Raw genomic sequence first — 21,521 nt, 5'->3', positions numbered from 1 at the left:
AGCGCGGTCACCGGCTGGCAGGTGGGCGTGGCCGCCGACCTGGCCAATGGCGTGGAATCCCCGGGCGTCAGCGGCCGCCTGCCGGCGGAGCGCGCGCTGAAGACCCTGCTCGGCGGCACCGGCCTCAGCGTGCGCCAGCTCGGCCCGCGCAACGTGGTGCTGGAGCGCAATCTCTCCTCCGTCGCCGAGATGCAGCCGCTCACCGTCACCGCCACCCGCCAGGCACAGAGCGTCACCTCGGTGCCTAGCACTGTGAATGTCGTCGGCCGCGAAGAACTGGACCGCAAGAACGTCAACAACATCAAGGAACTGGTGCGCGACATGCCCGGCGTCTCCGTCGGCGGCACCGGCAACCGCGCCGGCATCACCGGCTACAACATCCGCGGCATCGACGGCGACCGCGTGCTGACGCAGATCGATGGCGTCGAGATCCCCAACAGCTTCTTCAACGGCCCCTACGCGCAGACCGAGCGCAACTACGTCGACCCGGAAATCGTCAAGCGCGTGGAAGTGCTGCGCGGCCCGGCCTCGGCGCTGTACGGCAGCAACGCCATCGGCGGCGCGGTTAGCTACTTCACTCTCGATCCGGACGACATCATCAAGGACGGCCAGGACGTCGGCGCGCGCCTGAAGACCGGCTACAGCTCCGCCGATGACAGCTGGCTGACCTCCGCCACCGTCGCCGGCCGCCACGATGACTTCGACGGCCTGCTGCACCTGAGCCAGCGCAACGGCCACGAAACCGAATCCTACGGCAGCACCGGCGGCACCGGCCTGTCGCGCACCGAAGCCAACCCGGAAGACGTGCGCACCACCAACGTGCTGGCCAAGCTGGGCTGGAACTACGCCGAAGGCAGCCGCTTCGGCCTGGTCTACGAGAAGTACAAGGACGACGTCGACACCGACCAGAAGAGCGCCTACGGCGGCCCGTACTTCAACGGCGCGCCGACCATCCCCAACAGCGTGCTGCCCGGCGGCATGTACCAGTGGCGCACCGGCAACGACACCATCACCCGCGAGCGCTACGGCCTGGAACACCAGATGCTGCTGGACAGCGCGGTGGCCGATCACCTGAAGTGGACCTTCAACTACCAGATCGCCAAGACCGACCAGAGCACCGACGAGTTCTACTACCCCATCACCCGCCAGGTGCTGCGTACCCGCGAGACCCAGTACAAGGAGCGCCAGTGGGTGCTCGACCTGCAGATGGACAAGGCCTTCGCCCTGGGCGACACCGACCACCTGCTGACCTACGGCACCACCCTCAAGCGCCAGAAGGTCACCGGCTACCGCGAAGGCGACGCCACCTGCCTGGCCGTCAGCCGTACCTGCACCACCATCGGCGGCCCGAGCTCGGTGGCCTCCGACCGTCTGGCCCGCAGCAGCGACTTCCCGGACCCGACCATCGATACCTACGCCCTGTTCGCCCAGGACGAGATCCGCTGGAACGACTGGACCTTCCTGCCCGGCCTGCGCTACGACCACACCCGCCTGGACCCGCACATCACCGAGGAATTCCTGCGCACCGTCGACCAGAGCGGCGAAGGCGATGTCAGCAGCGAAAGCAAGAGCTGGCACCAGCTCTCGCCCAAGCTCGGCGTGACCTACGCGTTCAACGACAACTACCTGTGGTACGGCCAGTACGCCCAGGGTTTCCGTACCCCGACCGCCAAGGCGCTGTATGGCCGCTTCGACAACCCCACCACCGGCTACCGCGTGGAGCCCAACCCGGACCTGGACCCGGAACGCAGCCAGAGCTACGAAACCGGCCTGCGCGGCAACTTCGAGGAAGGCTCGTTCGACGTCGCGGCCTTCTATAACAAGTACCGCGACTTCATCAACGAAGACGCCATCACCCCCGGCTACTCCGAGCCGACCTTCACCAGCAACAACATCAAGCACGCCATCATCAAGGGCGTGGAGTTGAAGGGTCGCCTGGAACTGGGCGCCTTCGGCGCGCCGCAGGGCCTCTACACCAAGGGCTCGGTGGCCTACGCCTACGGCCGCAACAAGGACACCGGCGAGCCGATCAACAGCGTCAACCCGCTCACCGGCGTATTCGGCCTGGGCTACGACGAACAGGCCGGCCGCTACGGCGCCCTGCTCGACTGGACCCTGGTCAAGCGCAAGGATCGCGTGGACGACAGCCAGTTCAACGCTCCCGACGGCACCAGCAGCCAGTTCAAGACCCCGGGCTTCGGCATCCTCGACCTGACCGGCTACTACAAGCTGACCGACGACCTGACCCTCAACGCCGGCCTCTACAACCTCACCGACAAGAAGTACTGGCTGTGGGATGACGTGCGCGGCTACGACGGCGTTGGCGAAGCCTCGGTACTGGCCCCGGCCAACCTCGACCGCCTGACCCAGCCGGGCCGCAACTTCGCCGTCAACCTGGTGTGGGATATCTGACGGGCAAGCGCCCTGCCTGAACGTAGGGCGCATGACCTGGAACAGGTTATCCGCCGCCTCCAGATGGCGGATAACGCTGGCGCGTTATGCGCCCTACAAAGTCGTCTTGGCGCGGGGCTTCTGGTGAGTCTCTTGCCGGTGCTGTTCGCGAGCAAGCTCGCTCCTACGAAAGGCGCCCCCTGTAGGAGCGAGCTTGCTCGCGAACCTGCTTCGCTCCGGCACCACCCGGTGAACACCCGACAATCTTTACGCTTTCCCCGATCTCGTTCGTCTCGTCTGTAAAGACCTGTAATTTCAAGGAATTGCACATGACCACCCTGGAACTCCCTGCCCTGCGCTCGCAGCGCTTGAACGCGCTGACCCACGCCCCCCACGAGCGTCTCGACCACGCCGTGAAGGCCCGCGAGCCCTTCTCCAGCCGCGAGCGCTTCGCCCGCTTCGTGGTCGCCCAGTACCTGTTCCAGTCCGAACTGCAGGCCCTGTACCAGGACGCCGAGCTGGGCAAGATCTTCCCCGACCTGCCACAGCGCTGCCGCGCCGAACAGGCGCGCCTGGACCTGGCCGACCTCGACACCGAAGTGCCCGCTCCGGTCGCCGGCGCCATCAGCCATCCGAGCCAGGCCCATGCCTTGGGCTGGCTGTTCGTCTCCGAAGGCTCCAAGCTCGGCGCCGCCTTCCTGATCAAGCGCGTTGCCGCGCTGGGCCTGGACGAGAACACCGGCGCCCGCCACCTGGGCGAGCCCGAAGGCGGCCGCGCCGAAGGCTGGAAGCGCTTCACCCGCACCCTCGACGGCCTGGAACTGAGCGAAGCCGAAGAACGCGAAGCCGAAGCCGGCGCCGTGGCGGCTTTCGAGCGCTTCTCGCAACTGCTGCAACACAGCTATGACAGCGCTCCTGCCGCCGTCTGACGCTGGAACGCGCGCGCCGCTAGACGCGGCGCGCGGCAATCCCTTCCGCCCCGCCCGCTCGCGCCTGGCGCGCCTGGCCTTTGCGCTGCTGGCTTACACCAGCCTGGGCGTGGGCATGGTGGGGCTGGTGGTGCCGGGCTTGCCGACCACCGAGTTCGTCCTGCTCGCCGCCTGGGCTGCGTCGAAGAGTTCGCCGCGCCTGTCCGCCTGGCTGGAGAACCACCGGCTGTTCGGCCCGATCCTGCACAACTGGCGCAACGGCCGCGCCGTCGCGCGCCGCGCAAAGATCAGCGCCAGCCTGGCGATGCTCGCTGCCCTGGCGATCATGCTGATCACCCTGCCCCACGGCCTCTGGCTGTACGCGGTGATCCTCGGCATGGCGGTTGGCAATCTGTGGATCTGGTCGCGACCGGATACGCCCAGGCCGTAGTCAGCGCGCGGCTCCGGACTTATGCTGGAAGTCCGATTCCATACCTCTGCCACGAGCCATGAACCAGCCCACCAGCAAAGTCGACGCCGTCCTCGCCGAAGCCCAGCGCCGCCGCGAAACCAGCTACCGCGAAAAAGCCCTGAAGATGTACCCCTGGATCTGCGGCCGCTGCGCCCGCGAATTCAGCGGCGTGCGCCTGCGCGAACTGACGGTCCACCACCGTGACCACAACCACGACAACAACCCCGAGGACGGCTCCAACTGGGAGCTGCTCTGCCTGTTCTGCCACGACAACGAACACCAGCGCCAGGTCGACCTGCACTACCAGAACAGCAACGACGCCGGCGCCAAGGGGCCGAAGGTCACCCACAAGGGACTGGCCGGGTTGGCGGACCTTTTGAAGAAGAAGGACGACGGCGAGGCCTGAAGCCTCCCGCATTTGCTGCCGCAGTTTTCTGCCGATGCAGGCGGATGGACAGGAGCGGACTCCGTCTGCGCTTGGCCTGCATCGCGCCAGACACCATCGCGGACAAAGTCCGCTCCTACGCCATTCTCGGACGCACCGGTCTCCCTGTAGGAGCGGGCCATGCCCGCGATCGTGCGCATGGCGCACTCCTACAGATGGGCGCCGTGCTTCGGCGCATCGCTGTGGGTTTGGGGTCCTCCGCGCAGGACTTCGCGGACAAGGTCCGCTCCTACGACCGGCACAACACCTCACCTGTAGGAGCGAGCTTGCTCGCGAACCAGCCCCGCTGCGAGGCCATTCGCGAGCAACCTGCGACAGGCCCTGCTACTTGAGGCCGGCCACGATCTCCAACGAGCGCAGGCGCAGCTCGTGGTCATAGATATCGCTGGTGAAGATGATCTCGTCCACGCCGGTCTGCTCCAGCAGGACTTCCAGGCGGCTGCGCACCTTCTCCGGGCCGCCGATCACCGCCAGGCCGAAGAAATTGCCCACCGCATCCTGCTCATGGGGCAGCCACAGGCCGGCCATGCTCTTCACCGGCGGCTTCTGCTTCAGGCTGTCGCCACGGATCAGCGCCAGCACGCGCTGGAAGGCGGTAGTCGCCAGGTACTCGGCTTCCTCGTCGGTCGGCGCGGCCACCAGCGGCACGCCGATCATGGCGTAGGGCTTGTCGAGCACCGCCGAGGGCTGGAAGTTCTCGCGGTAGATACGCAGCGCATCGTGCAGGTAGCGCGGGGCGAAGTGCGAGGCGAAGGCATAGGGCAAGCCCTTCTGCGCGGCCAGATGGGCGCTGAACAGGCTGGAACCCAGCAGCCAGATCGGCACGTTGGTGCCCTCCCCTGGAATCGCCAGCAGCGACTGCTGCGAGCGGCGCGGGCCGAGGAGCATTTCCAGTTCGGCGACCTGCTCGGGGAAATCCGCACCATCGCCCAGGCGGTCGCGGCGCAGAGCGCGCATGGTCGCCTGGTCGGCGCCGGGCGCGCGGCCCAGGCCCAGGTCGATACGGCCGGGGTACAGGGTTTCCAGGGTGCCGAAGTTCTCCGCCACCACCAGCGGCGGGTGGTTGGGCAGCATCACTCCGCCGGAGCCAACGCGGATGCGCTCGGTCTTGCCGGCGATGTGGCCGATCAGCACGGCGGTGGCCGAGCTGGCGATGCCGTCCATGTTGTGGTGCTCCGCCAGCCAGTAGCGGCTGAAGCCCAGGCGCTCGACGTGCCGGGCAACCGCGACGGCGTTGTTCAACGCCTCGGCAGCGGTGCCCTGGTCGCGCACGGGCACCAGGTCGAGCATGGAGAAGGCAATATCTGACAGGGACTTCATAGGCACTCCGATTCGGGTCACGCAGGCGCCGACTTGCAACGCCGCGGACATGACTTTGACGGTGACTCTATCGAGGCAGTCCCCGCCTGACCACTTGTCGGAGTCGATAGTAGTCATGCCGCCCAGTGATACAGCAACGCCAGCGCATTGCCATCACCTGTTCACCGGACAGTCACCTGCCTGTCATCCCGTACCGCCAGAATCGCCCTCGTGCTGAAGGACCAGCACCCCATCTCTACCGGAATCCACCTCCAATCCTCCCCGGGCAACGGCGAATTCCGGTGGCCTACGAAGCAGAAAGCCCGCATCCATTGCGGGCTTTCTGCTTTTCCATCGCCGGAAACTTCAGTCGCGGTTCTTCACCATTTCGAAGAGTTTCAGGCGATCGCTGATTTCCTGCAGGGTGTGGCGAAACGGGTCGTGCTGCTCGCTGTGGGCCGGGTCGACGAAATTCCACACGATCACTTCGCTGGACGTGGGCAGTTCGTCGCCCTCGTCGGTGGATTTGTCGCAGAGGTCGATCAGGTAGTCGAAGTGCTGGCCACGGAATTCGTCGATGGACTTGCTGCGCAGGCCCTCGACGGAAATCCCCGCGTGCTCCAGCACATCGCGGGCGCGCGGGTCGATGGCGGTCGGGTGGATACCCGCACTGAAGGCTTCGAAGTGCTCGCCGTCGGTGTGTCGCAGCAGCGCCTCGGCCATGGGCGAGCGCGCGTCGTTGGCGACGCAGACGAACAGGACTCGGCGTTTCTCGGTCATCTCTACCTCGGCGCGGGGGGCGGCTCTGCGCCCCTTATACGTCAGGTTTTATGACAGAGCCGTGTCAGCGGCGTGAAGGCTCACAACACGATGTAGTCGCTGCGCTGCACGATGCCGCGGCTTTCGCCTTCCACCAGGTGTACGTAGCGGCCGCCGACCTGGTCGATGGCGATGCAGTCGTCGACGTCGATCACCGCGTCGGTGTGCGCCTTGTCCCAGTTGCGCGGCATGCGGCGCTTGGCGCGGGTCTTGGCGTCGGCGGCATCGCGCGCGGCCACCAGCACGTACTGGTGCGCCTCGCCGAAGCTGCCCAGCTCGTAGCCGCCGAGGTTGACGAAGTACAGCCGCAGATCGCCCGGCGCTGGCATCGCGTCGCCGAACTCGACGCGATAAGCCTCCACCCCGTCCACCTCCAGCCAGGAATCGATGTGCAGCCCGTCCGGACTGCCGAACCAGGCCTCGCGCAATTGCGCGTAGGTGGATTTCAGGTTGTCGCCGATGACGAAGACCACGTCATGGACCTCGATCCGGGCACGCGGATGGCGTCCGCCCAGCATGACTACGAACAGCATTTCAGCCCCTTCCCAGGTTTCTGACTGGCTCTGACAGATCCGTCATACGGCAGGTTCAATCTAATGGCGGATAAATGGCCAGCGGCCAGCAAGACGAGCGGACAGCAGATGGCTGGGCAACCGCTATATAGAAAAGTATATTCTGAAGCCCCGTATGACTGCCCCGATGTTTCCCATGCCCCAGACCGCGACCGCCCCGACGCGCCGCCGCCAGCGTCCTGCCCTCAGCATCCGTGACCGCAACCGCCAGCGCATCCTCATCGCCGCCGGCGAAGAATTCGCCGACAAGGGTTTCGCCGCCGCCAAGACCCAGGACATCGCCAGCCGCGCCGACCTGCCCAAGTCCAACGTCTACTACTACTTCCAGAGCAAGGAGAACCTCTACCTGCGCCTGCTGGAGAACGTGGTGGACGCCGTGCTGGAAGCCTCGGCGCTGCTGCGCGAGTGCGACGACCCGGCCTGGGCGCTGCCCGCGCACATCCGCGCGCGCCTGCACATCGCCCGCCAGTGGCCGCACGCCTACAAGGTTTTCGCCAGCGAAATGCTCCACGGCGCACCGCACCTGCCTCCGGAATGGCTGCAGCGCCTGCACGCCGAGTCACACCGCAGCCTCGACTGCCTGGCCGCCTGGATCGACCGCGGCCTGCTCGCCCCGGTGGACCCGCAGCACCTGCTGCTGAGCATTTCCGCCGCCACCCGCACCTACGTGGACTTCGACTGGCAGATCGCGATGATCACCGGCAAGTCGCAGCCCGATGGCGACGACTTCGAGGCTGCCGCGGCGACCATCACCCGCCTGGTCCTGCGTGGCACAGCGCCGGAGCCGGAAGCGGCTTCGCGCCTGCGCCCGCTACCGCTGTAGCGCCTGGCAGCGTCTGCACTACGCTGAGACTGTCCGCACGGCCGCGCGCCGTGCCCGCATTCCCAGGGAGACGCCATGAAACCGCTACTGATCGCTGTATCGATGATCGTTGTGCAGCCCGCCTTTGCCGCCATCCCCATGCTCAACTACGACTGCCCCGACGATATCCAGGTCCACACCGACGAGGGCGGGCCGGTCTACATCAACGGCAAGCAGGCCAAGGTCAAACAGAGCAACGACAAGTTCATCGAGGCCAAGGGAGAAGGCGTCACCGTCTCCATCAGCGTCAATGACGACGGCAGCGCCACCGTCTCCTACACCGGCCCCAAAGGCGCCCACGGTGTCTGCCAGGCGGCCGAGGGCGACTGATCCGAGCCTGGATTCAGGGCGCGCGAGTCAGGCAGCGCTGGTAGCGCTCGTCCACGCGCTGGGCGAACCAGGCGGTAGTGAGCTGGCGGGTGATCTTCGGGCTGTGCAGCATGATGCCCGGCAGCATCGCCCGCGGCATCGACTTGCCAGCGGCGCGCTCGGCCAGTTCGAAGACCTTGGTGTAAAGCTCCGACTTGGTGAACTCCGGCTTGTCGCCCAGCTCCAGGTCGCGGCGGATTTCCCGCTCGCTCATGCCCAGCTTCGGCCCCAGCTTGCGCACCGCCGTCTCGGTACTGCCGGCGTCGTAGCTGCCGTAGAGAATCACGTCGCCATCCAGCGCCAGGGTGATCCCGGTGAGGTCCATCACCACCCGCTGGAACGCGGCGTTGCGACTGGCGTACCAGCCGGCGTTGTAATCGGCAAAGCGGTACAGCTGGCGCGGATAGTTCACCGGGTAGCCGAGCAGGTGCAGGGTGCCGAAGTACATGCCGCCGCGGCGGCTGAACACCTCGCGGCGGATGCTGCCGTCCACCGCGTAGGGATAGCCATCGGCGTGGGCCTGGGCGAACTCGATGCTGACCTGCATCGGCCCGCCGGTATGCACCGGATTGAAGCGGCCGAATAGTTGCTGGCCGAGCGGCACGCCGCCGATGAAGTCATCGAAGATGGCACTCAGCTCCTTCTCGGTCTTCGCACTGGCCAGGCGCTGGCTGTAGCTGCGCCCGTTCGGCGACTTCAGCGCCAACGCCGTATCGATCAGGAAGCCCGGCACGTGCAGCTTGCCGGCGCGCCGGTCGATCTCGGCGCGAGCGATCTTGCCCAGCCCCGGCACCGGCGGGTCGGCCTTGAAGTTGGACTCCTGCTCGGTAATCGCGATTACCGAACAGAGGTTCTCGGTGGTCGCCGGGATGCGCTGGGTGGTGAAAGCTACCTGGATGTCCGTCGCCCAGCCCTGGCGATCTGTCGCCCCGGCGGGAATCAGTTTGGCCAGCTTGCCGCGCACCTCGGCCGGTGTCGGCTCCGCGACGCTGGGCGCACGACTGCCGCAACCGGCCAGTGCCAGCAGCGCAGCCACGCCGAGCAGATGAATGAGTCGTGCCGAAGGCCTTTTCAGGCTGAATGAATCTGCCGTCAGGGCAGCCGCAGTCATAGTCCGATCCTTGCTTGAGTGTCGCCGCCTACAGGACCCTCGCTCGGCAGCTCGGGTTCCCTGGGCATTCTCAGGCAAGCACGGACTTCAGCGCCAGGCCAGGCGCCGCAGGTTCAGGCTCCAGCCCCGCTGCATGCCGGCAGCGGCCAGCAGGATGGCGGCCACGCCCAGCCATTGCAGCGGCGTCAGGCGGTGGCCGAAGGCGAACCAGTCGACGAAGATCGCCGCAATCGGGTAAATGAACGACAGCGCGCCGGTCAGCGCGGTCGGCAGCCGCTGGATCGCCCCGTAGAGCAGCACGTACATGAAGCCGGTATGCACGATGCCCAGGGTCGCCAGGCTGGCCCAGGCGCTGGTGGCCTGCGGCAGCGACGACAGGTTGGCCCAGGGCGCCAGCAGCAGGACGCCGGTCACCGCCTGGATCAACGCGATCAGGTGTGGCGGCACGCCAGTCAGGCGCTTGATGATCAGCGCCGCCAGCGCATACAGGGCCGCCGCGCCGAGGGCCAGGGCGATGCCGCCCAGATAGTCGCTGCCCACCTGCCCCGCCTCGCCGTGGGCACTGACGATGGCCAGCATGCCGAGGAAGGAAACGCCGAGCCAGGCCAGCTTCTGTGCCGTCACCTTCTCGCCAAGGAATAGCGCCCCCAGCAGCACCAGCAGGAACGGCTGCACGTTATAGACCGCCGTACCGATGGCGATGGACGCCCGCGAGTAGGAGCCGAACAGCAGCACCCAGTTTCCGACGATGGCCGCACCACTGAGCAGCGCCAGGCCGAAGGTGGCGCGAGTGAGAATGCCGGGGCGCAGGAAACCCATGGCCGCACAGATCACCAGCAGGGTCGCGGCGCCGAACACGCAGCGCCAGAACACCACGTCCAGCACTGGCTGGCCGGAGACCACCACCAGCCAGCCGATGGTGCCGCAGATCAGCATGGCGCTGATCATTTCCAGGGTGCCGCGTCTGATTGGCTCGTTCATGGTTCACCTCCGCTTGTTGGTGACCAGTATGAACAGGCCGACTCGCGCACTCCATCGCCTCGCAGAGGCAAATACTGCCGATCACCTTTACTATCAAGGCCATTCTTCAACTTCACCTTTCGAGGCCGCAATGACCGACGATATCGACCAGTTGCTGATCGCCGCGCTGATGGCAGACTCGCGCCTCTCCCTCAAGGCCCTGGCCCAGGCCAGCGGTCTCAGCTCCCCCAGCGTCGCCGAGCGCCTGCGCAAGCTGGAGGAGCGCCAGGTGATCACCGACTACACGGTGAACGTCGACCCGCGCGCCTTCGGCTACCAGTTGCAGGCCATCGTTCGCGTGCGCCCGCTGCCGGGGAAGCTGCAGGAAGTGGAGCGGCAGATCCTGGCGATCCCCGAGTTCACCGAGTGCGACAAGGTCACCGGCGAGGACTGCTTCTACGCCCGTATGTGCGTGCGCTCCATGGAGCAGCTGGACGAAATCCTCGACCACCTCAACGGCTTCGCCGAGACCAACACCGCCATCGTCAAGAAGAGCCCGGTGAAGCGGCGCTTGCCGCCGATGGCGTGAAGCCGGAGCTTAGGGCGGATAAAGCGGAACGCTTTATCCGCCGTCTCCCCCCGGCGGCGGATAACGCCTGGGACGTTATGCGCCCTACGTTCGTGGTCAGAACAAGCCCATCTGCTTGTCGACCAGCGCGCTGAAGTCGTCGCCCACGAACGGCAGGATGGCGTCGGCGATGGGCTGCAGCTGGCGGCTGACGTAGTGGTCGTAGTCGATGGGCGAAGCGAGGGTTTCCAGCGGTTCCGGGCCGTTGACGGTGATCACGTAGCTGATCCAGCCGCCGCGCTGGTACTGGCGCGGGCGACCGTTGCGCTCGTTGTAGTCGTCGGCGATACGCGCGGCACGTACATGGGGCGGCACATTGCGTTCGTAGTCGCCGAGCTGGCGGCGCAGGCGCTTGCGGAAGATCAGCAGGTCATCCTGTTCGCCGGCCAGGGTGCGGTTCACGTAGTCGCGCACGTAGTCCCGGTATGGCTGACGCTGAAAGATGCGCAGGTACAGCTCCTGCTGGAACTGCTGGGCCAGCGGTGACCAGTCGGTGCGCACGGTTTCCAGGCCCTTGAAGACCATCTCGTCGCTGCCATCATCACGCCGCACCAGGCCGGCATAGCGCTTCTTGCTGCCCTCTTCGGCGCCGCGGATGGTCGGCATGAGGAAGCGCCGGAAGTGCCGTTCGAACTGGATTTCCAGTGCGCTCTCCAGCCCGTATTCCTCGCGCAGGTGCTCGACCCACCATTGGTTGACGTGGCGCACCAGCGCTCGACCGATCTCAGCGGCTTGCTCCTCGTCGTGAGCGCGGCCGAGCCAGACGAAGGTGGAATCGGTATCGCCGTAGATCACCCGGTGACCCTGCCCTTCGATCAGCTCGCGGGTGCGGCGCATGATCTCGTGGCCGCGCATGGTGATGGACGAAGCCAGGCGCGGGTCGAAGAAGCGGCAGCCGCTGGAACCGAGCACACCGTAGAAGGCGTTCATGATGATCTTCAGCGCCTGGGACAGCGGCGCGTTGCCTTCGCGCTTAGCGGCGTCGCGGCCCTGCCAGACGCGCTCGACGATGGCCGGCAGGCAGTGCTGGGTGCGCGAGAAGCGCCCGCCGCGGAAGCCGGGGATCGACGCCGCGTCCGACGGGTCGCTCAGACCTTCCACCAAACCCACCGGGTCGATCAGGAAGGTGCGGATGATCGACGGGTACAGGCTCTTGTAGTCCAGCACCAGCACCGACTCGTAGAGCCCCGGCCGCGAATCCATGACGAAGCCGCCGGGGCTGGCCTCCGGCGCCTTGCCGCCAAGGTTCGGCGCGACGTAGCCGAGCCGGTGCATCGGCGGCAGGTACAGGTGGGTGAAGGCCGCCACCGAGCCGCCACTGCGGTCCGCCGGCAGCCCGGTGACGCTGGCGCGTTCGAGCAGGAAGTCGAGGATGCGGGTCTTGTCGAAGATGCGCGTGACCAGCTCGCAGTCCTTGAGGTTGTATTTCGCCAGCGCCGGCTTGTCCTCGGCGAAGCGGCGGTCGATCTCGGCCATGCGGTCGTAGGGGTTGTCGATGGACTTGCCCTCGCCCAGCAGTTGCTGCGAGACGCTCTCCAGGCTGAACGAGGGGAAGCTCCAGAACGCCGAGCGCAGCGCCTCGATGCCGTCGATGATCAGCCGCCCAGCGGCCGCGGCGAAGTAGTGGTTCGACGATGCGTGCTGGCGCCAGCCCATCTCGTCGCCGCCACGGCCCAGGCGCAGGGGAATCTCCAGGCGCTKGGCRTGCTCMTGCAGSACGCGCAGGTCGAACTGCACCAGGTTCCAGCCGATGATGGCGTCGGGRTCGTGCTCGGCCAGCCACTGGTTSAGGCGTTCCAGCAGTTGCGCGCGGCTGTCGCAGTATTCCAGCTCGAAGTCACGCTCACCGTCGACGCCATTGGCCGGGCCGAGCATGTACACCTGGCGCTGGCCGCAGCCTTCCAGGGCGATGGAATAGAGGTCGCCRCGGRYGTTGGTTTCGATGTCCAGCGAGGCCAGCTTCAGCTTCGGCCGGTATTCCGGCGCCGGGCGCAGTTGTGCGGTGACGGTGCTGCCGCCCGCGTCCGGCTCACCGCTGAAGGTGACCGGGGCGGTGATGAAGCGCTCCATCAGGTAGCGCTCGGGCGGGCGGATGTCCGCCTCGAACACCTCGACGCCGGCTTCGCGCAGCTTCTTCTCCAGGTTCATCAGTTGGCGATGCTGCTGGCAGTAGAGGCCCAGCACCGGGCGCTGCTGGAAGTCGCGCAGGCCCAGCGGGCGCAGTTCGGCGCCGCGTTCGCCGGCCAGCAGCTTCTCGGCGCGGGAGCGCTGCTCGGCCGGCACAAAGGCCACCGAAGTCTGCGGCGGCAGCAATACGTGCCGGGGTCCGTCATCGGTGGCCAGCCAGAAACCCACCTCGGTGCCTTCGGGTGTATCCCGCCAATGTCGGGTCAGGACGAAACCCTGCCTTGCCTCCACGCTCTAACCACCCGTCTGTCGAATCAGAACGTCATTCTACCGGTCCGCCCGCGGATTCGTTGCAAGGCGTGTAAATCCGACCGATGCGTTTGACGCACGCCCCGCGTCTGCCCAAGCTAGCGGGCTTTCGTTTGCCTGCCAGGACTCGCCCGTGACCGATTCGTCCCGCCACTGGACCCGCCCTCTCCTCGCTACCCTGTGTTTCACCACCCTGCTCTCCGGCTGCGGCCTGTTCGGCAAAAAGCCCGAAGAAGCCCAGGCGCCCACCTATTCCAAGGCCGCCTGGTCGGACCTTCCTCAGACCGCCGACAACGATGTGCTGCAGGGTTTCAACGCCTGGCGCTCGGCCTGCGCGGTGCGCCTGAAGAAGGATGACACCTGGGCCGCAACCTGCGCCGACGCCGCCAGCGTGCCGGCCTCCGCCCCGGCAATCCGCCAGTTCATGCAGGCGCACCTGCAGCCCTACCAGCTGCGCTCAGGGGAAGGCAGCAAGAATGGCCTGATCACCGGCTACTACGAGCCCGTCTACCGCGGCAGCCAGCAGCGCGACGCCAAGCACAGCGTGCCGGTCTACGGCGTGCCCAAGGATCTGGTGACCGTGGCCCTGGACAGCGTTTATCCCGAGCTGAAGGGCAAGCGCCTGCGCGGCAAGCTCGAAGGCAACACCCTGGTGCCCTACGCCGACGCCGCCGGCATCCGCCGCGATGGCGTGAATGCGCCGGTACTGGCCTGGCTGCCGGACCAGATGGACCTGCAGTTCCTGCAGATCCAGGGCTCGGGCCGCGTGCAGCTCGCCTCCGGTCGCCAGCTGCGCCTGGGCTACGCCGACCAGAACGGCCGGCCGTACAAGCCGGTGGGCCGCTGGCTGGTGGAACAGGGTGAGCTGAGCAAGGAAGAAGTCAGCATGGCGCGCATCCGCGACTGGGCCCGCGCCCACCCGCAGCGCGTCGACGAGCTGCTGGCGAGCAACCCCAGCTACGTATTCTTCAGCCAGCGCCCGGACAGCAACGAAGGCCCGCGCGGCTCGCTGAACGTGCCGCTGACCCCCGGCTACAGCGTGGCCATCGACCGCAAGGTGATCCCGCTGGGCAGCCTGATGTGGCTCTCCACCACCCGCCCGGACGGCGCGCCGGTGGTGCGCCCGGTGGCGGCGCAGGACACCGGCGGCGCCATCGTCGGCGAAGTGCGCGCGGACCTGTTCTGGGGCACCGGCGATGCGGCCGGCGAGCTGGCCGGGCACATGAAGCAGGACGGCCAGCTGTGGCTGCTCTGGCCGAAGGACAAGGCGCTGCCGGGGGCCTGATCTTCCCGCACGCCAGGCGTGCGCCGACCTCGAACGCTACCCGCCCGAGGTCGGCGCCGGAAACTTCATACAAAGGTAATTCCTACCCTTCCTACAGAACCCCCTGAATCCCCGCCTTCACCGCCTTTCGCAGAATGGTTGGCGAATCCAGGCACACCCCGGCACAGCGCCCGGTCCTGGAAAACCTCCCAGCAACCAGATCGCGGTGATTGTCATGAAAATCAAGCAACAGCCTCCCCTTCGCTCGCAACGGCAAAACCGCGGCTGGCCACTCGACTACGACCTGCTCTGCTGGATCGGCGCCATCGCCCTGATCCTGGTGTTCGTCGGCGCCGACCAGTTCTTCGTCCACAAGCTGCCCGGCACCGGCGTGATCCAGCACCACCAACCCATGCCGCAGACCATGCAGCAGCGTCTGGACCTGCCGGCCGCCCAGGCCCTGGCCGTGATGGATCATTCGCGCCGCTAAAGGACGACGACTCAGCCGCCCTGGCGAAACTGCCCTGGCGTCATCCCGCTCCAGCGGCGGAAGGCCTTGGCGAAGGCGCTCTCGTCGGAGAAACCCAGGCGCTCAGCCACTTCGCTCAGCCGCGGCGATTCGCGCAGCAGTTGCTCGGCCATGGCATGCAGCACCTGCTCGCGCAGCAGCTTGAAGCTGGTGCCTTCGTCAGCCAGCTTGCGGTTGAGATGCCGGCCACTGAGCTCCAGCTGCTCGGCCAGCTTTTCCTTGCCCCAGCGCGGGTTCTGCCGCAGCAGCTGCTGCACGCGTGCTGCGAGGCTTTGCGCGCCCAGGCGTTCCAGCTGCGCATCGGCCAGCGCGCGCAGGTGCTCGCGCATCAGCGCGTTGGCCTGGATCAGCGGCACATCGAGATCGGCCACGGCGAAGCTCAGCGCATTCTCGGCGCAGGCGAAATCCACCGGGCACTCCAGCAATTCCCCATAACGTGAGGGTTCGCCCCGCGCGGCGTGGCTCAGCGCCAGTCGCTGCGGCTTCACCCGGTCGCCAGTGATCCAGCGGGTGAGGTGCACCAGGCTGGCCAGCGCGGCTTCCACACGTTCCTCGCGGCGCACGACGTAGCTGGGCCGATAGACCAGCCTTACCAGGATCGCGTCCTGCTCGCGCTGGAACTCGCTGCCCTCGGCGATGATCGGGTAGTACTCCAGCAGGGCCTCCAGCGCCTCGCCGTAGTGCTCGCAGCTCATCAGCAGCGCACCAACCATGTCCAGATGTCCCACCTGCAGCGCACTGCCCAGGCGCAGACCCAGCAGCGGATCGCCCGAGGCGGCGCAGATGGCTTCCCAGAAGGCGTCCTGGCGTTGCAGCGGAATGCGCGGCTCCAGGCTGGCCGCCTGCAGTTCGGCGGGCACGGGCAGCCCCAGGCGCTGGGCTGCCTGCAGGATGCCCTGGGCGTAATGAACGGTAATGGTGTGCGACATGGTCCCGAATTAACCGGCGAAGGTCCCGATTGAGCCGTTACCAGGCGGTAACGCTGCCCTATGCTTGCCAATTACAACGATAAATACAAACAAGAGTCGCCTTGCATGCTGATTGAAACCGGAGCCGCGCCCGTGCCGCCGGCTACTGCCTGTTCGCCATTCCCCGCCCATTCACTGCGGGAGAATGGCGATGCCTGAAGTCCATCTCGAATTCTCCGGCGGCTCGATGATCGCGCTGAACGCCACCATCGCCCTGATGATGTTCGGCGTATCGCTGGAACTGCGCCGCGACGACTTCACTCGCATCCTCCGCCAGCCCAAGGCCCCGGCCATCGGCATGCTGGTGCAGTTCCTGCTGCTGCCGGCGGCCACCTGCCTGCTGACCATCCTCCTGCCCATCGATCCGGAACTGGCGCTGGGCATGATCCTGGTCGCTACCTGCCCCAGTGGCACCTTCTCCAACATCATGACCTGGATGGCCCGCGGCAACGTCGCGGTATCGGCCAGCGTCACCGCCGTGTCTGGGCTCAGCGCAGGCATCTTCACCCCGCTGAACTTCGCCCTCTACGCCGGGCTGAACCCGGCGACCCGCGACCGCCTCACGCAGATCCACATCGACCCGCTGGAACTGGTCGGCGTGGTGGTACTGGTGCTGATCCTGCCGATGCTGCTGGGCATGGCCCTGGGCCGACACAAACCGCAGCTCGCGCAGCGCCTGGAGAAGCCGCTGCGGCAACTGTCGCTGCTGGTGATGCTCGGTTTCGTCGGTATGGCCTTCGCCAAGAACTTCCAGCAGTTCATGGGCTACTTCCACCTGTTCTTCTGGCTGGTGCTGCTGCTCAACGGCACTGCGCTGCTGCTGGGCTACACCTGCGCGCGGCTGTGGAAGCTGCCTGACGCCGATGTGCGCGCGGTGACCCTGGAAAGCGGCATCCACAACTCCGCACTGGGCATGGCGCTGATCCTCACCTTCTTCCCGCAGGCCGGCGGCATGCTGCTGATAGCGGCGTTCTGGGGCTGCTGGCAGCTGTTCTCCGGGCTGCTGCTGGCGCAATTCTGGGCACGCCGCGAACCCCGTGCAGCCGCGGTGACCGCCTCATGAATGCGCCCGCCATCGCCCTCGGCGGCTTCATCCTGCTGGCCTACACCCTGGAAGCCATCACCGGCTTCGGCAGCGTGGTGATCGCCCTGTCCCTCGGTGCGCTGCTGATGCCCATCGAGACGCTGCTGCCGATCCTGGTGCCGCTGAACATCGGCATGACCGGCTACCTGTGCTGGCGCCATCACCGCCTGATCGACACGCGCCTGCTGCTGCGCACCGTGCTGCCGGGGATGCTCATCGGCATGCTGATCGGCTACCTGCTGCTGCCACACCTGGACCCACAACCGCTCAAGCGCGGCCTCGGCGTGCTGATCCTCTGGTTTGCCGGGCGCGAGCTGTGGCGCCTGCGCGCCAGCGCCCCGGAGCGCGGCAGAACGCCGAACTGGGTCGTGCGCCTGGCCACCGGCGCCGCCGGGGTCTGTCACGGCCTGTTCGCTTCCGGCGGACCACTGCTGGTCTACGCGCTGTCGACCCGCCCGCTGGACAAGACCCACCTGCGCGCCACCCTGGTCTGCGTCTGGTTCACCCTCAACGGCCTGCTGACCCTCGCCTTCCTCCTCGACGGCCGCCTGCGCCCGGCGCTGCCCCAGGTGCTCGCCTACGCGCCCCTGCTGCTGCTCGGCGTGTGGCTGGGCGAACGCCTGCATCACCGCTTCGAGGAACAGCACTTCCGCCTCGCCATCCACTGCCTGCTGCTGGTCAGCGGCGTCCTGCTGCTGTCGCCCTGGAGCCTCCTGTGAGCTACGACATCATCATCAAGAACGGCCTGTACTTCGACGGCAGCGATGCCCCCGGCAGCCTGCGCCACGTCGGCATCAAGGACGGGCGCATCGACACCCTCAGCGTCAGCCCGCTGGACGAGAGCGGCTGCGCGCAGGTCATCGACGCCGCCGGCAAGTGGGTCACCCCCGGCTTCCTGGAAATCCACTCGCACTACGACGCCGAGGCCATCGCCGCTCCAGCACTGAAGGAATCGGTACGCCATGGCGTGACGACCGTGTCGGTCGGTTCCTGCTCCATCAGCATGGTGCTCGGCGAGGCCGAGGACTGCTCCGACCTGTTCACCCGTGTCGAAGCGGTGCCGCGCGAGCAGGTGCTGCCGATCCTGCGCGACAAGCGCACCTGGAAGGATGCCAAGGGCTACCGCGCCTTCTACGACCAGCAGCCGCTGGGGCCGAACCTCTGCTCCTTCCTCGGTCACTCCGAGCTGCGCGTCACAGTGATGGGCCTGGAGCGCGCCATCAGCGGCGCCAAGCCCACCGAAGCCGAATTGCAGCGCATGGAAGAATTGCTGGAACAGGCGCTGGACGCCGGCTGTTTCGGCCTTTCGGTAATGACCACGCGCCTGGACAAGATGGACGGCGATCGCGCCTGGTCCAGCCCGCTGCCTTCCACCTTCGCCAGCTGGAGGGAGTTCTCCCGCCTGTTCGCCGTGCTGCGCCGGCGCAATGCGCTGATGCAGGGCGCGCCCAATGCGGTCACCAAGATCAACGTGTTCGCCTTCCTCTACCAGGCCCACGGCTGGTTCCGCCGCCCGCTCAAGTGCTCGATGCTCACCGCGCTGGACCTGAAATCCCAGCCGTTCATGCACCGCATCACCCGCGCCTCCGGCTGGGTCGCCAACCGCCTGCTGCGCGGCCGCTACCGCTGGCAGACCCTGCCCGCACCCTTCGTGGTGCGCATCGAGGGGCTGAACATGAACGGCTTCGAAGAGTTCGGCGCCGGCGAAGTGCTGCGCGACATCAAGGACCCGGAAGAGCTCTACACGCGCATCCAGGACCCGGCCTTCCGCGAGCGCTTCAAGAAGGACATCAAGGCCACCCTCAGCCTCGGCCTGTGGCACCGCAACCTGTCCGACTGCTGGGTGCGCGAATGCCCGGACGCCGCAATGATCGGGCGCAACTTCGAGGACATCGGCCGCGAGCGCGGGCTGGACCCGGTGGACGCCTTCTTCGAGCTGGCCGGCCAGTACCGCAATGACCTCAAGTGGACCACCTGCTACGGCAACCACCGCCCGGAAATCATGGGCAAGCTGCTGGCCAGCCCCTGGACCCAGCCCGGCTTCGCCGACTCCGGCGCGCACCTGGCCTCCCATGCGCAGTACAACTTCCCGCTGCGCATGCTCAAGTACGTGCGCGATGCCGAACTGGCCGGGCAGAGCTTCATGGACACCGGCCGCGCGGTGCACCGCCTGACCGGCGAGCTGGCGGACTTCGCCGGGATCGATGCCGGCTACATCCGCGTGGGCGACCGCGCCGACCTGGTGGTGGTCAACCCGGCCGGCCTGACCGATGAGCTGGACGACGTCTGCGAAGCGCCCATGGAAGTCATCGGCCTGACACGGCTGGTGAAGCGCAACGACGATGCGGTGGACGCCACCCTGATCAATGGCCGCGTGGCGTATCGGCGCGACGGCGGCTTCCCCGAGGCATTGGGCAAGGAGCGTGGTTTCGGGCGGTTCCTGCCGGGGCGAGATGTGCTGAGTCGGCCGCAGGAGGTGCCTGCGGGGGAACCGGCATTCGGCCGGTAGTAATGCTGCCCGCTATGGTTCGCGAGCAATAACGATGGCATCCGCCTCGCTCCTTCACACGCCTTTCGTAGGAGCGAGCTTGCTCGCGAACCCGATTGACGCCGGCCTTGCCGGCAGTTGATGGGTATCGCTGCGCTCCACGCCATCCTACGCAGAAGCTCCCTCATGGCGATGCGCACGCTGGCCGACCGTGCGGCTGGCCGAGATTGACGCCCTGCCGCACACTCACTAGAGTGCGCGGTTTCCTACATCCCCCGTACTACCTGCACCATGACCCCGTTCTACCGCTTCGCCGACCCGAGCCTCGCCCTGCTGCGAGAGCCCCCGCGCGTACGCAAGATTGACACGGTGCTGCGCCGTCGCCGCAGCGTGCTGTTCGCCTTCACCTTCTCCCCGCCCGCCGGCTGCTGAGCCGGAGGCCGCGCCCTCGCGCCGGCATTTCCGCAATCCGATTCCGCCCACCGGCAGCCGCCGATGGGCGCGTCTGCATTTGCATGCCCGGCGCTGGAGCGCCCGGGCAAGAGAAGGTTTCCATGAATACCCCGAGCCCCCTCAACAAGCCGCTTCTCGCGGTGCTGCTGTTCGCCGTCTCCATCGTCGGCCTGAGCCTGGGCGCGACGCTGCCGCTGGTGGCGCTGCGCCTGCTGGACAACGGCGCCAGCGCGCTGCAGATCGGCATCCTCTCGGCCGTGCCGGCGGCCGGCATGATCCTCGCCGCTACCCTGGTGGACCGCGCCTGCCAACTGATGAGCCGGCGCCGCCTGTACCTGCTGTGCTTCGTGCTGTGTATCGCGAGCACCGCGGCCATCGAGTTCAGCGGCCATTCCCTCTGGCTGCTGGCCGCCGCGCGGCTGGCACTGGGCGTCGGCATGGGCATCGCGATCATCCTCGGCGAAGCCTGGGTCAACGAACTGTGCGGCGAGAACAATCGCGGCACCATCGTCGCCCTCTATGCCACCAGCTTCACCGCCTTCCAGCTGCTCGGCCCGACCCTGGTGGCGCTGCTCGGCGCGCAGACACCCTGGGTGGTGCTGCTGGTCAGCGCCGGGCACCTGATCGCCCTGGCCACCGTGGCCTTCGCCATGCCCGAGGAAGGCATCCACGAGCACGTGGAAGAACCGCGCAGCTTCTCCCTGGCCGGCTTCCTGCGGGTTGCCCCGGCACTGTGCATGGGCGTGCTGTTCTTTTCCTTCTTCGACAGCGTGGTGCTCTCGCTCTTCCCGGTCTACGCCTCCAGCCACGGCTATGCAGTGGGCATCGCCGCGTTCATGGCGACGGTGATCCTGCTCGGCGACATGCTGTTCCAGTTGCCGCTGGGCTGGCTTTCTGACCGCCTCGACCGCTCGACCCTGCACCTGGGCTGCGGTGTCGGCGCCATGCTGATCGGCCTCGCCCTGCCGTGGCTGATCAGCCAGCCGTCGCTGCTGTGGCCGGCGCTGATGCTGCTGGGCGCGGTGGCCGGTGGCGTCTACACCCTGGCGCTGGTGCTGATCGGCCAGCGCTTCCGTGGCCGCGACCTGGTCACCGCCAACGCTGCCGCCGGCATGCTCTGGGGCGTCGGCAGCCTGCTCGGGCCGCTGCTCAGCGGCAGCCTGATGGACCTCGGCCCGCAGGGCGTACCGGTCGCGCTGGCGCTCGCCGCCGGGTTGTTCGTGGCGACAGCGGCCGCATCTCTGCGACGCTCAGTATTGCGCCACGCCTGAACAGCGTTCGCGAGCCGACGAAGGAGTTGCCGGTGAGCGATCGCGGACAGAGTCCGCTCCTACGCAAGGTTTGAAATCGGGCGTCCCCTGCAAGAGGCGGCGACATTCCGGATTGAAAAGGAGGCGGCGGAGCGGATAGCCCCGCCGTTGTGCCAGGCATGGCGCCCGAGACGGATTGCGCAGGAAGCGCGA

General features: G+C 67.0%; 21 protein-coding genes. 14 read left to right on the top strand and 7 right to left on the bottom strand.

The annotated features are described in order from the left end of the window. Window positions 1-129 precede the first annotated feature (129 nt). The 4 genes from QO207_RS28230 to QO207_RS28215 all read left to right on the top strand — a co-directional run bounded on the left by QO207_RS28230 (window position 130) and on the right by QO207_RS28215 (window position 4,177). Window positions 130-2,412: a TonB-dependent hemoglobin/transferrin/lactoferrin family receptor gene (locus QO207_RS28230; RefSeq protein WP_301535558.1), complete on the top strand. Its 2,283-nt coding sequence runs from the start codon at window positions 130-132 to the stop codon at window positions 2,410-2,412. A gap of 308 nt (window positions 2,413-2,720) precedes the next feature. Further along, window positions 2,721-3,320 (top strand): biliverdin-producing heme oxygenase, encoded by a 600-nt coding sequence (locus QO207_RS28225; RefSeq protein ID WP_301535557.1) that lies wholly within the window; start codon window positions 2,721-2,723, stop codon window positions 3,318-3,320. Continuing rightward, on the top strand, window positions 3,295-3,750 hold the full coding sequence (locus QO207_RS28220; RefSeq protein WP_301535556.1) for a YbaN family protein: 456 nt from the start codon (window positions 3,295-3,297) through the stop codon (window positions 3,748-3,750). The genes QO207_RS28225 and QO207_RS28220 overlap by 26 nt, the downstream gene beginning before the upstream one ends. Window positions 3,751-3,808: 58 nt before the next feature. Further along, window positions 3,809-4,177: a YajD family HNH nuclease gene (locus tag QO207_RS28215; protein ID WP_081516740.1), complete on the top strand. Its 369-nt coding sequence runs from the start codon at window positions 3,809-3,811 to the stop codon at window positions 4,175-4,177. Between the two features lie 363 nt (window positions 4,178-4,540). Here the strand turns inward: QO207_RS28215 and QO207_RS28210 are convergent, their stop codons facing one another. From QO207_RS28210 to QO207_RS28200, 3 genes are all read right to left on the bottom strand, one after another. Then, a complete protein-coding gene (locus tag QO207_RS28210; RefSeq protein WP_301535555.1) occupies window positions 4,541-5,536 on the bottom strand; it encodes an LLM class flavin-dependent oxidoreductase in 996 nt (331 codons plus the stop codon). A 345-nt stretch (window positions 5,537-5,881) separates the two neighbouring features. Next, on the bottom strand, window positions 5,882-6,295 hold the full coding sequence (locus tag QO207_RS28205; protein WP_301535554.1) for an arsenate reductase ArsC: 414 nt from the start codon (window positions 6,293-6,295) through the stop codon (window positions 5,882-5,884). Window positions 6,296-6,375: 80 nt separating this feature from the next. Then, entirely contained in the window at window positions 6,376-6,867 is a 492-nt protein-coding gene (locus QO207_RS28200; protein ID WP_301535553.1) for a DUF1543 domain-containing protein, read from the bottom strand. Between the two features lie 175 nt (window positions 6,868-7,042). On the opposite strand from QO207_RS28200, the gene QO207_RS28195 reads away from it, so the two are divergent. Further along, window positions 7,043-7,729, top strand: a complete 687-nt coding sequence (locus QO207_RS28195; protein ID WP_301535552.1) for a TetR/AcrR family transcriptional regulator — start codon at window positions 7,043-7,045, stop codon at window positions 7,727-7,729. A 75-nt stretch (window positions 7,730-7,804) separates the two neighbouring features. After that, window positions 7,805-8,098: a hypothetical protein gene (locus QO207_RS28190; RefSeq protein WP_301535551.1), complete on the top strand. Its 294-nt coding sequence runs from the start codon at window positions 7,805-7,807 to the stop codon at window positions 8,096-8,098. Between the two features lie 13 nt (window positions 8,099-8,111). Here QO207_RS28190 and QO207_RS28185 read toward each other — a convergent pair whose 3' ends face one another. Together QO207_RS28185 and QO207_RS28180 are read right to left on the bottom strand one after the other, a co-directional pair. Further along, complete coding sequence (locus QO207_RS28185; protein ID WP_301535550.1) at window positions 8,112-9,248, bottom strand: DUF1615 domain-containing protein; 1,137 nt, start codon at window positions 9,246-9,248, stop codon at window positions 8,112-8,114. An 87-nt stretch (window positions 9,249-9,335) separates the two neighbouring features. Further along, on the bottom strand, window positions 9,336-10,229 hold the full coding sequence (locus QO207_RS28180; protein WP_301535549.1) for a DMT family transporter: 894 nt from the start codon (window positions 10,227-10,229) through the stop codon (window positions 9,336-9,338). Between the two features lie 130 nt (window positions 10,230-10,359). Here QO207_RS28180 and QO207_RS28175 point away from each other — a divergent pair, with 130 nt between their 5' ends. After that, window positions 10,360-10,797: an Lrp/AsnC family transcriptional regulator gene (locus QO207_RS28175; protein ID WP_301535548.1), complete on the top strand. Its 438-nt coding sequence runs from the start codon at window positions 10,360-10,362 to the stop codon at window positions 10,795-10,797. 96 nt (window positions 10,798-10,893) lie between these two features. Here the strand turns inward: QO207_RS28175 and QO207_RS28170 are convergent, their stop codons facing one another. Beyond that, complete coding sequence (locus QO207_RS28170) at window positions 10,894-13,254, bottom strand: DNA polymerase II (RefSeq protein ID WP_301535547.1); 2,361 nt, start codon at window positions 13,252-13,254, stop codon at window positions 10,894-10,896. 151 nt (window positions 13,255-13,405) lie between these two features. Here QO207_RS28170 and QO207_RS28165 point away from each other — a divergent pair, with 151 nt between their 5' ends. Next, window positions 13,406-14,557 carry a murein transglycosylase A gene (locus QO207_RS28165; RefSeq protein WP_301535546.1) on the top strand — a complete coding sequence of 384 codons (1,152 nt, stop codon included), beginning with the start codon at window positions 13,406-13,408 and terminating at the stop codon, window positions 14,555-14,557. 214 nt (window positions 14,558-14,771) lie between these two features. Further along, complete coding sequence (locus QO207_RS28160; protein WP_301535545.1) at window positions 14,772-15,026, top strand: hypothetical protein; 255 nt, start codon at window positions 14,772-14,774, stop codon at window positions 15,024-15,026. A gap of 11 nt (window positions 15,027-15,037) precedes the next feature. Here QO207_RS28160 and QO207_RS28155 read toward each other — a convergent pair whose 3' ends face one another. Beyond that, window positions 15,038-15,994: an AraC family transcriptional regulator gene (locus QO207_RS28155; protein WP_301535544.1), complete on the bottom strand. Its 957-nt coding sequence runs from the start codon at window positions 15,992-15,994 to the stop codon at window positions 15,038-15,040. 190 nt (window positions 15,995-16,184) lie between these two features. Between QO207_RS28155 and QO207_RS28150 the strand changes: the two genes are divergently transcribed. From QO207_RS28150 to QO207_RS28130, 5 genes are all read left to right on the top strand, one after another. Then, the gene (locus QO207_RS28150) at window positions 16,185-17,096 is read left to right on the top strand and encodes a bile acid:sodium symporter family protein (protein ID WP_301535543.1); all 912 of its coding nucleotides are present in this window, start codon (window positions 16,185-16,187) and stop codon (window positions 17,094-17,096) included. Then, window positions 17,093-17,836 carry a sulfite exporter TauE/SafE family protein gene (locus QO207_RS28145; RefSeq protein WP_301535542.1) on the top strand — a complete coding sequence of 248 codons (744 nt, stop codon included), beginning with the start codon at window positions 17,093-17,095 and terminating at the stop codon, window positions 17,834-17,836. The genes QO207_RS28150 and QO207_RS28145 overlap by 4 nt, the downstream gene beginning before the upstream one ends. After that, window positions 17,833-19,626 carry an amidohydrolase family protein gene (locus QO207_RS28140; protein WP_301535541.1) on the top strand — a complete coding sequence of 598 codons (1,794 nt, stop codon included), beginning with the start codon at window positions 17,833-17,835 and terminating at the stop codon, window positions 19,624-19,626. Before QO207_RS28145 ends, QO207_RS28140 begins: the two co-directional genes overlap by 4 nt. A gap of 270 nt (window positions 19,627-19,896) precedes the next feature. Then, window positions 19,897-20,037, top strand: a complete 141-nt coding sequence (locus QO207_RS28135) for a hypothetical protein (protein WP_167523196.1) — start codon at window positions 19,897-19,899, stop codon at window positions 20,035-20,037. Window positions 20,038-20,159: 122 nt separating this feature from the next. Next, the gene (locus QO207_RS28130) at window positions 20,160-21,329 is read left to right on the top strand and encodes an MFS transporter (protein WP_301535540.1); all 1,170 of its coding nucleotides are present in this window, start codon (window positions 20,160-20,162) and stop codon (window positions 21,327-21,329) included. Window positions 21,330-21,521 lie beyond the last annotated feature (192 nt).

Source organism: Pseudomonas sp. CAN1, from assembly GCF_030462585.1.
Lineage (GTDB): Bacteria > Pseudomonadota > Gammaproteobacteria > Pseudomonadales > Pseudomonadaceae > Pseudomonas.
The sequence above is the reverse complement of the archived record's forward strand: the minus strand, read 5'-3'. Positions and strand labels throughout refer to the sequence as shown.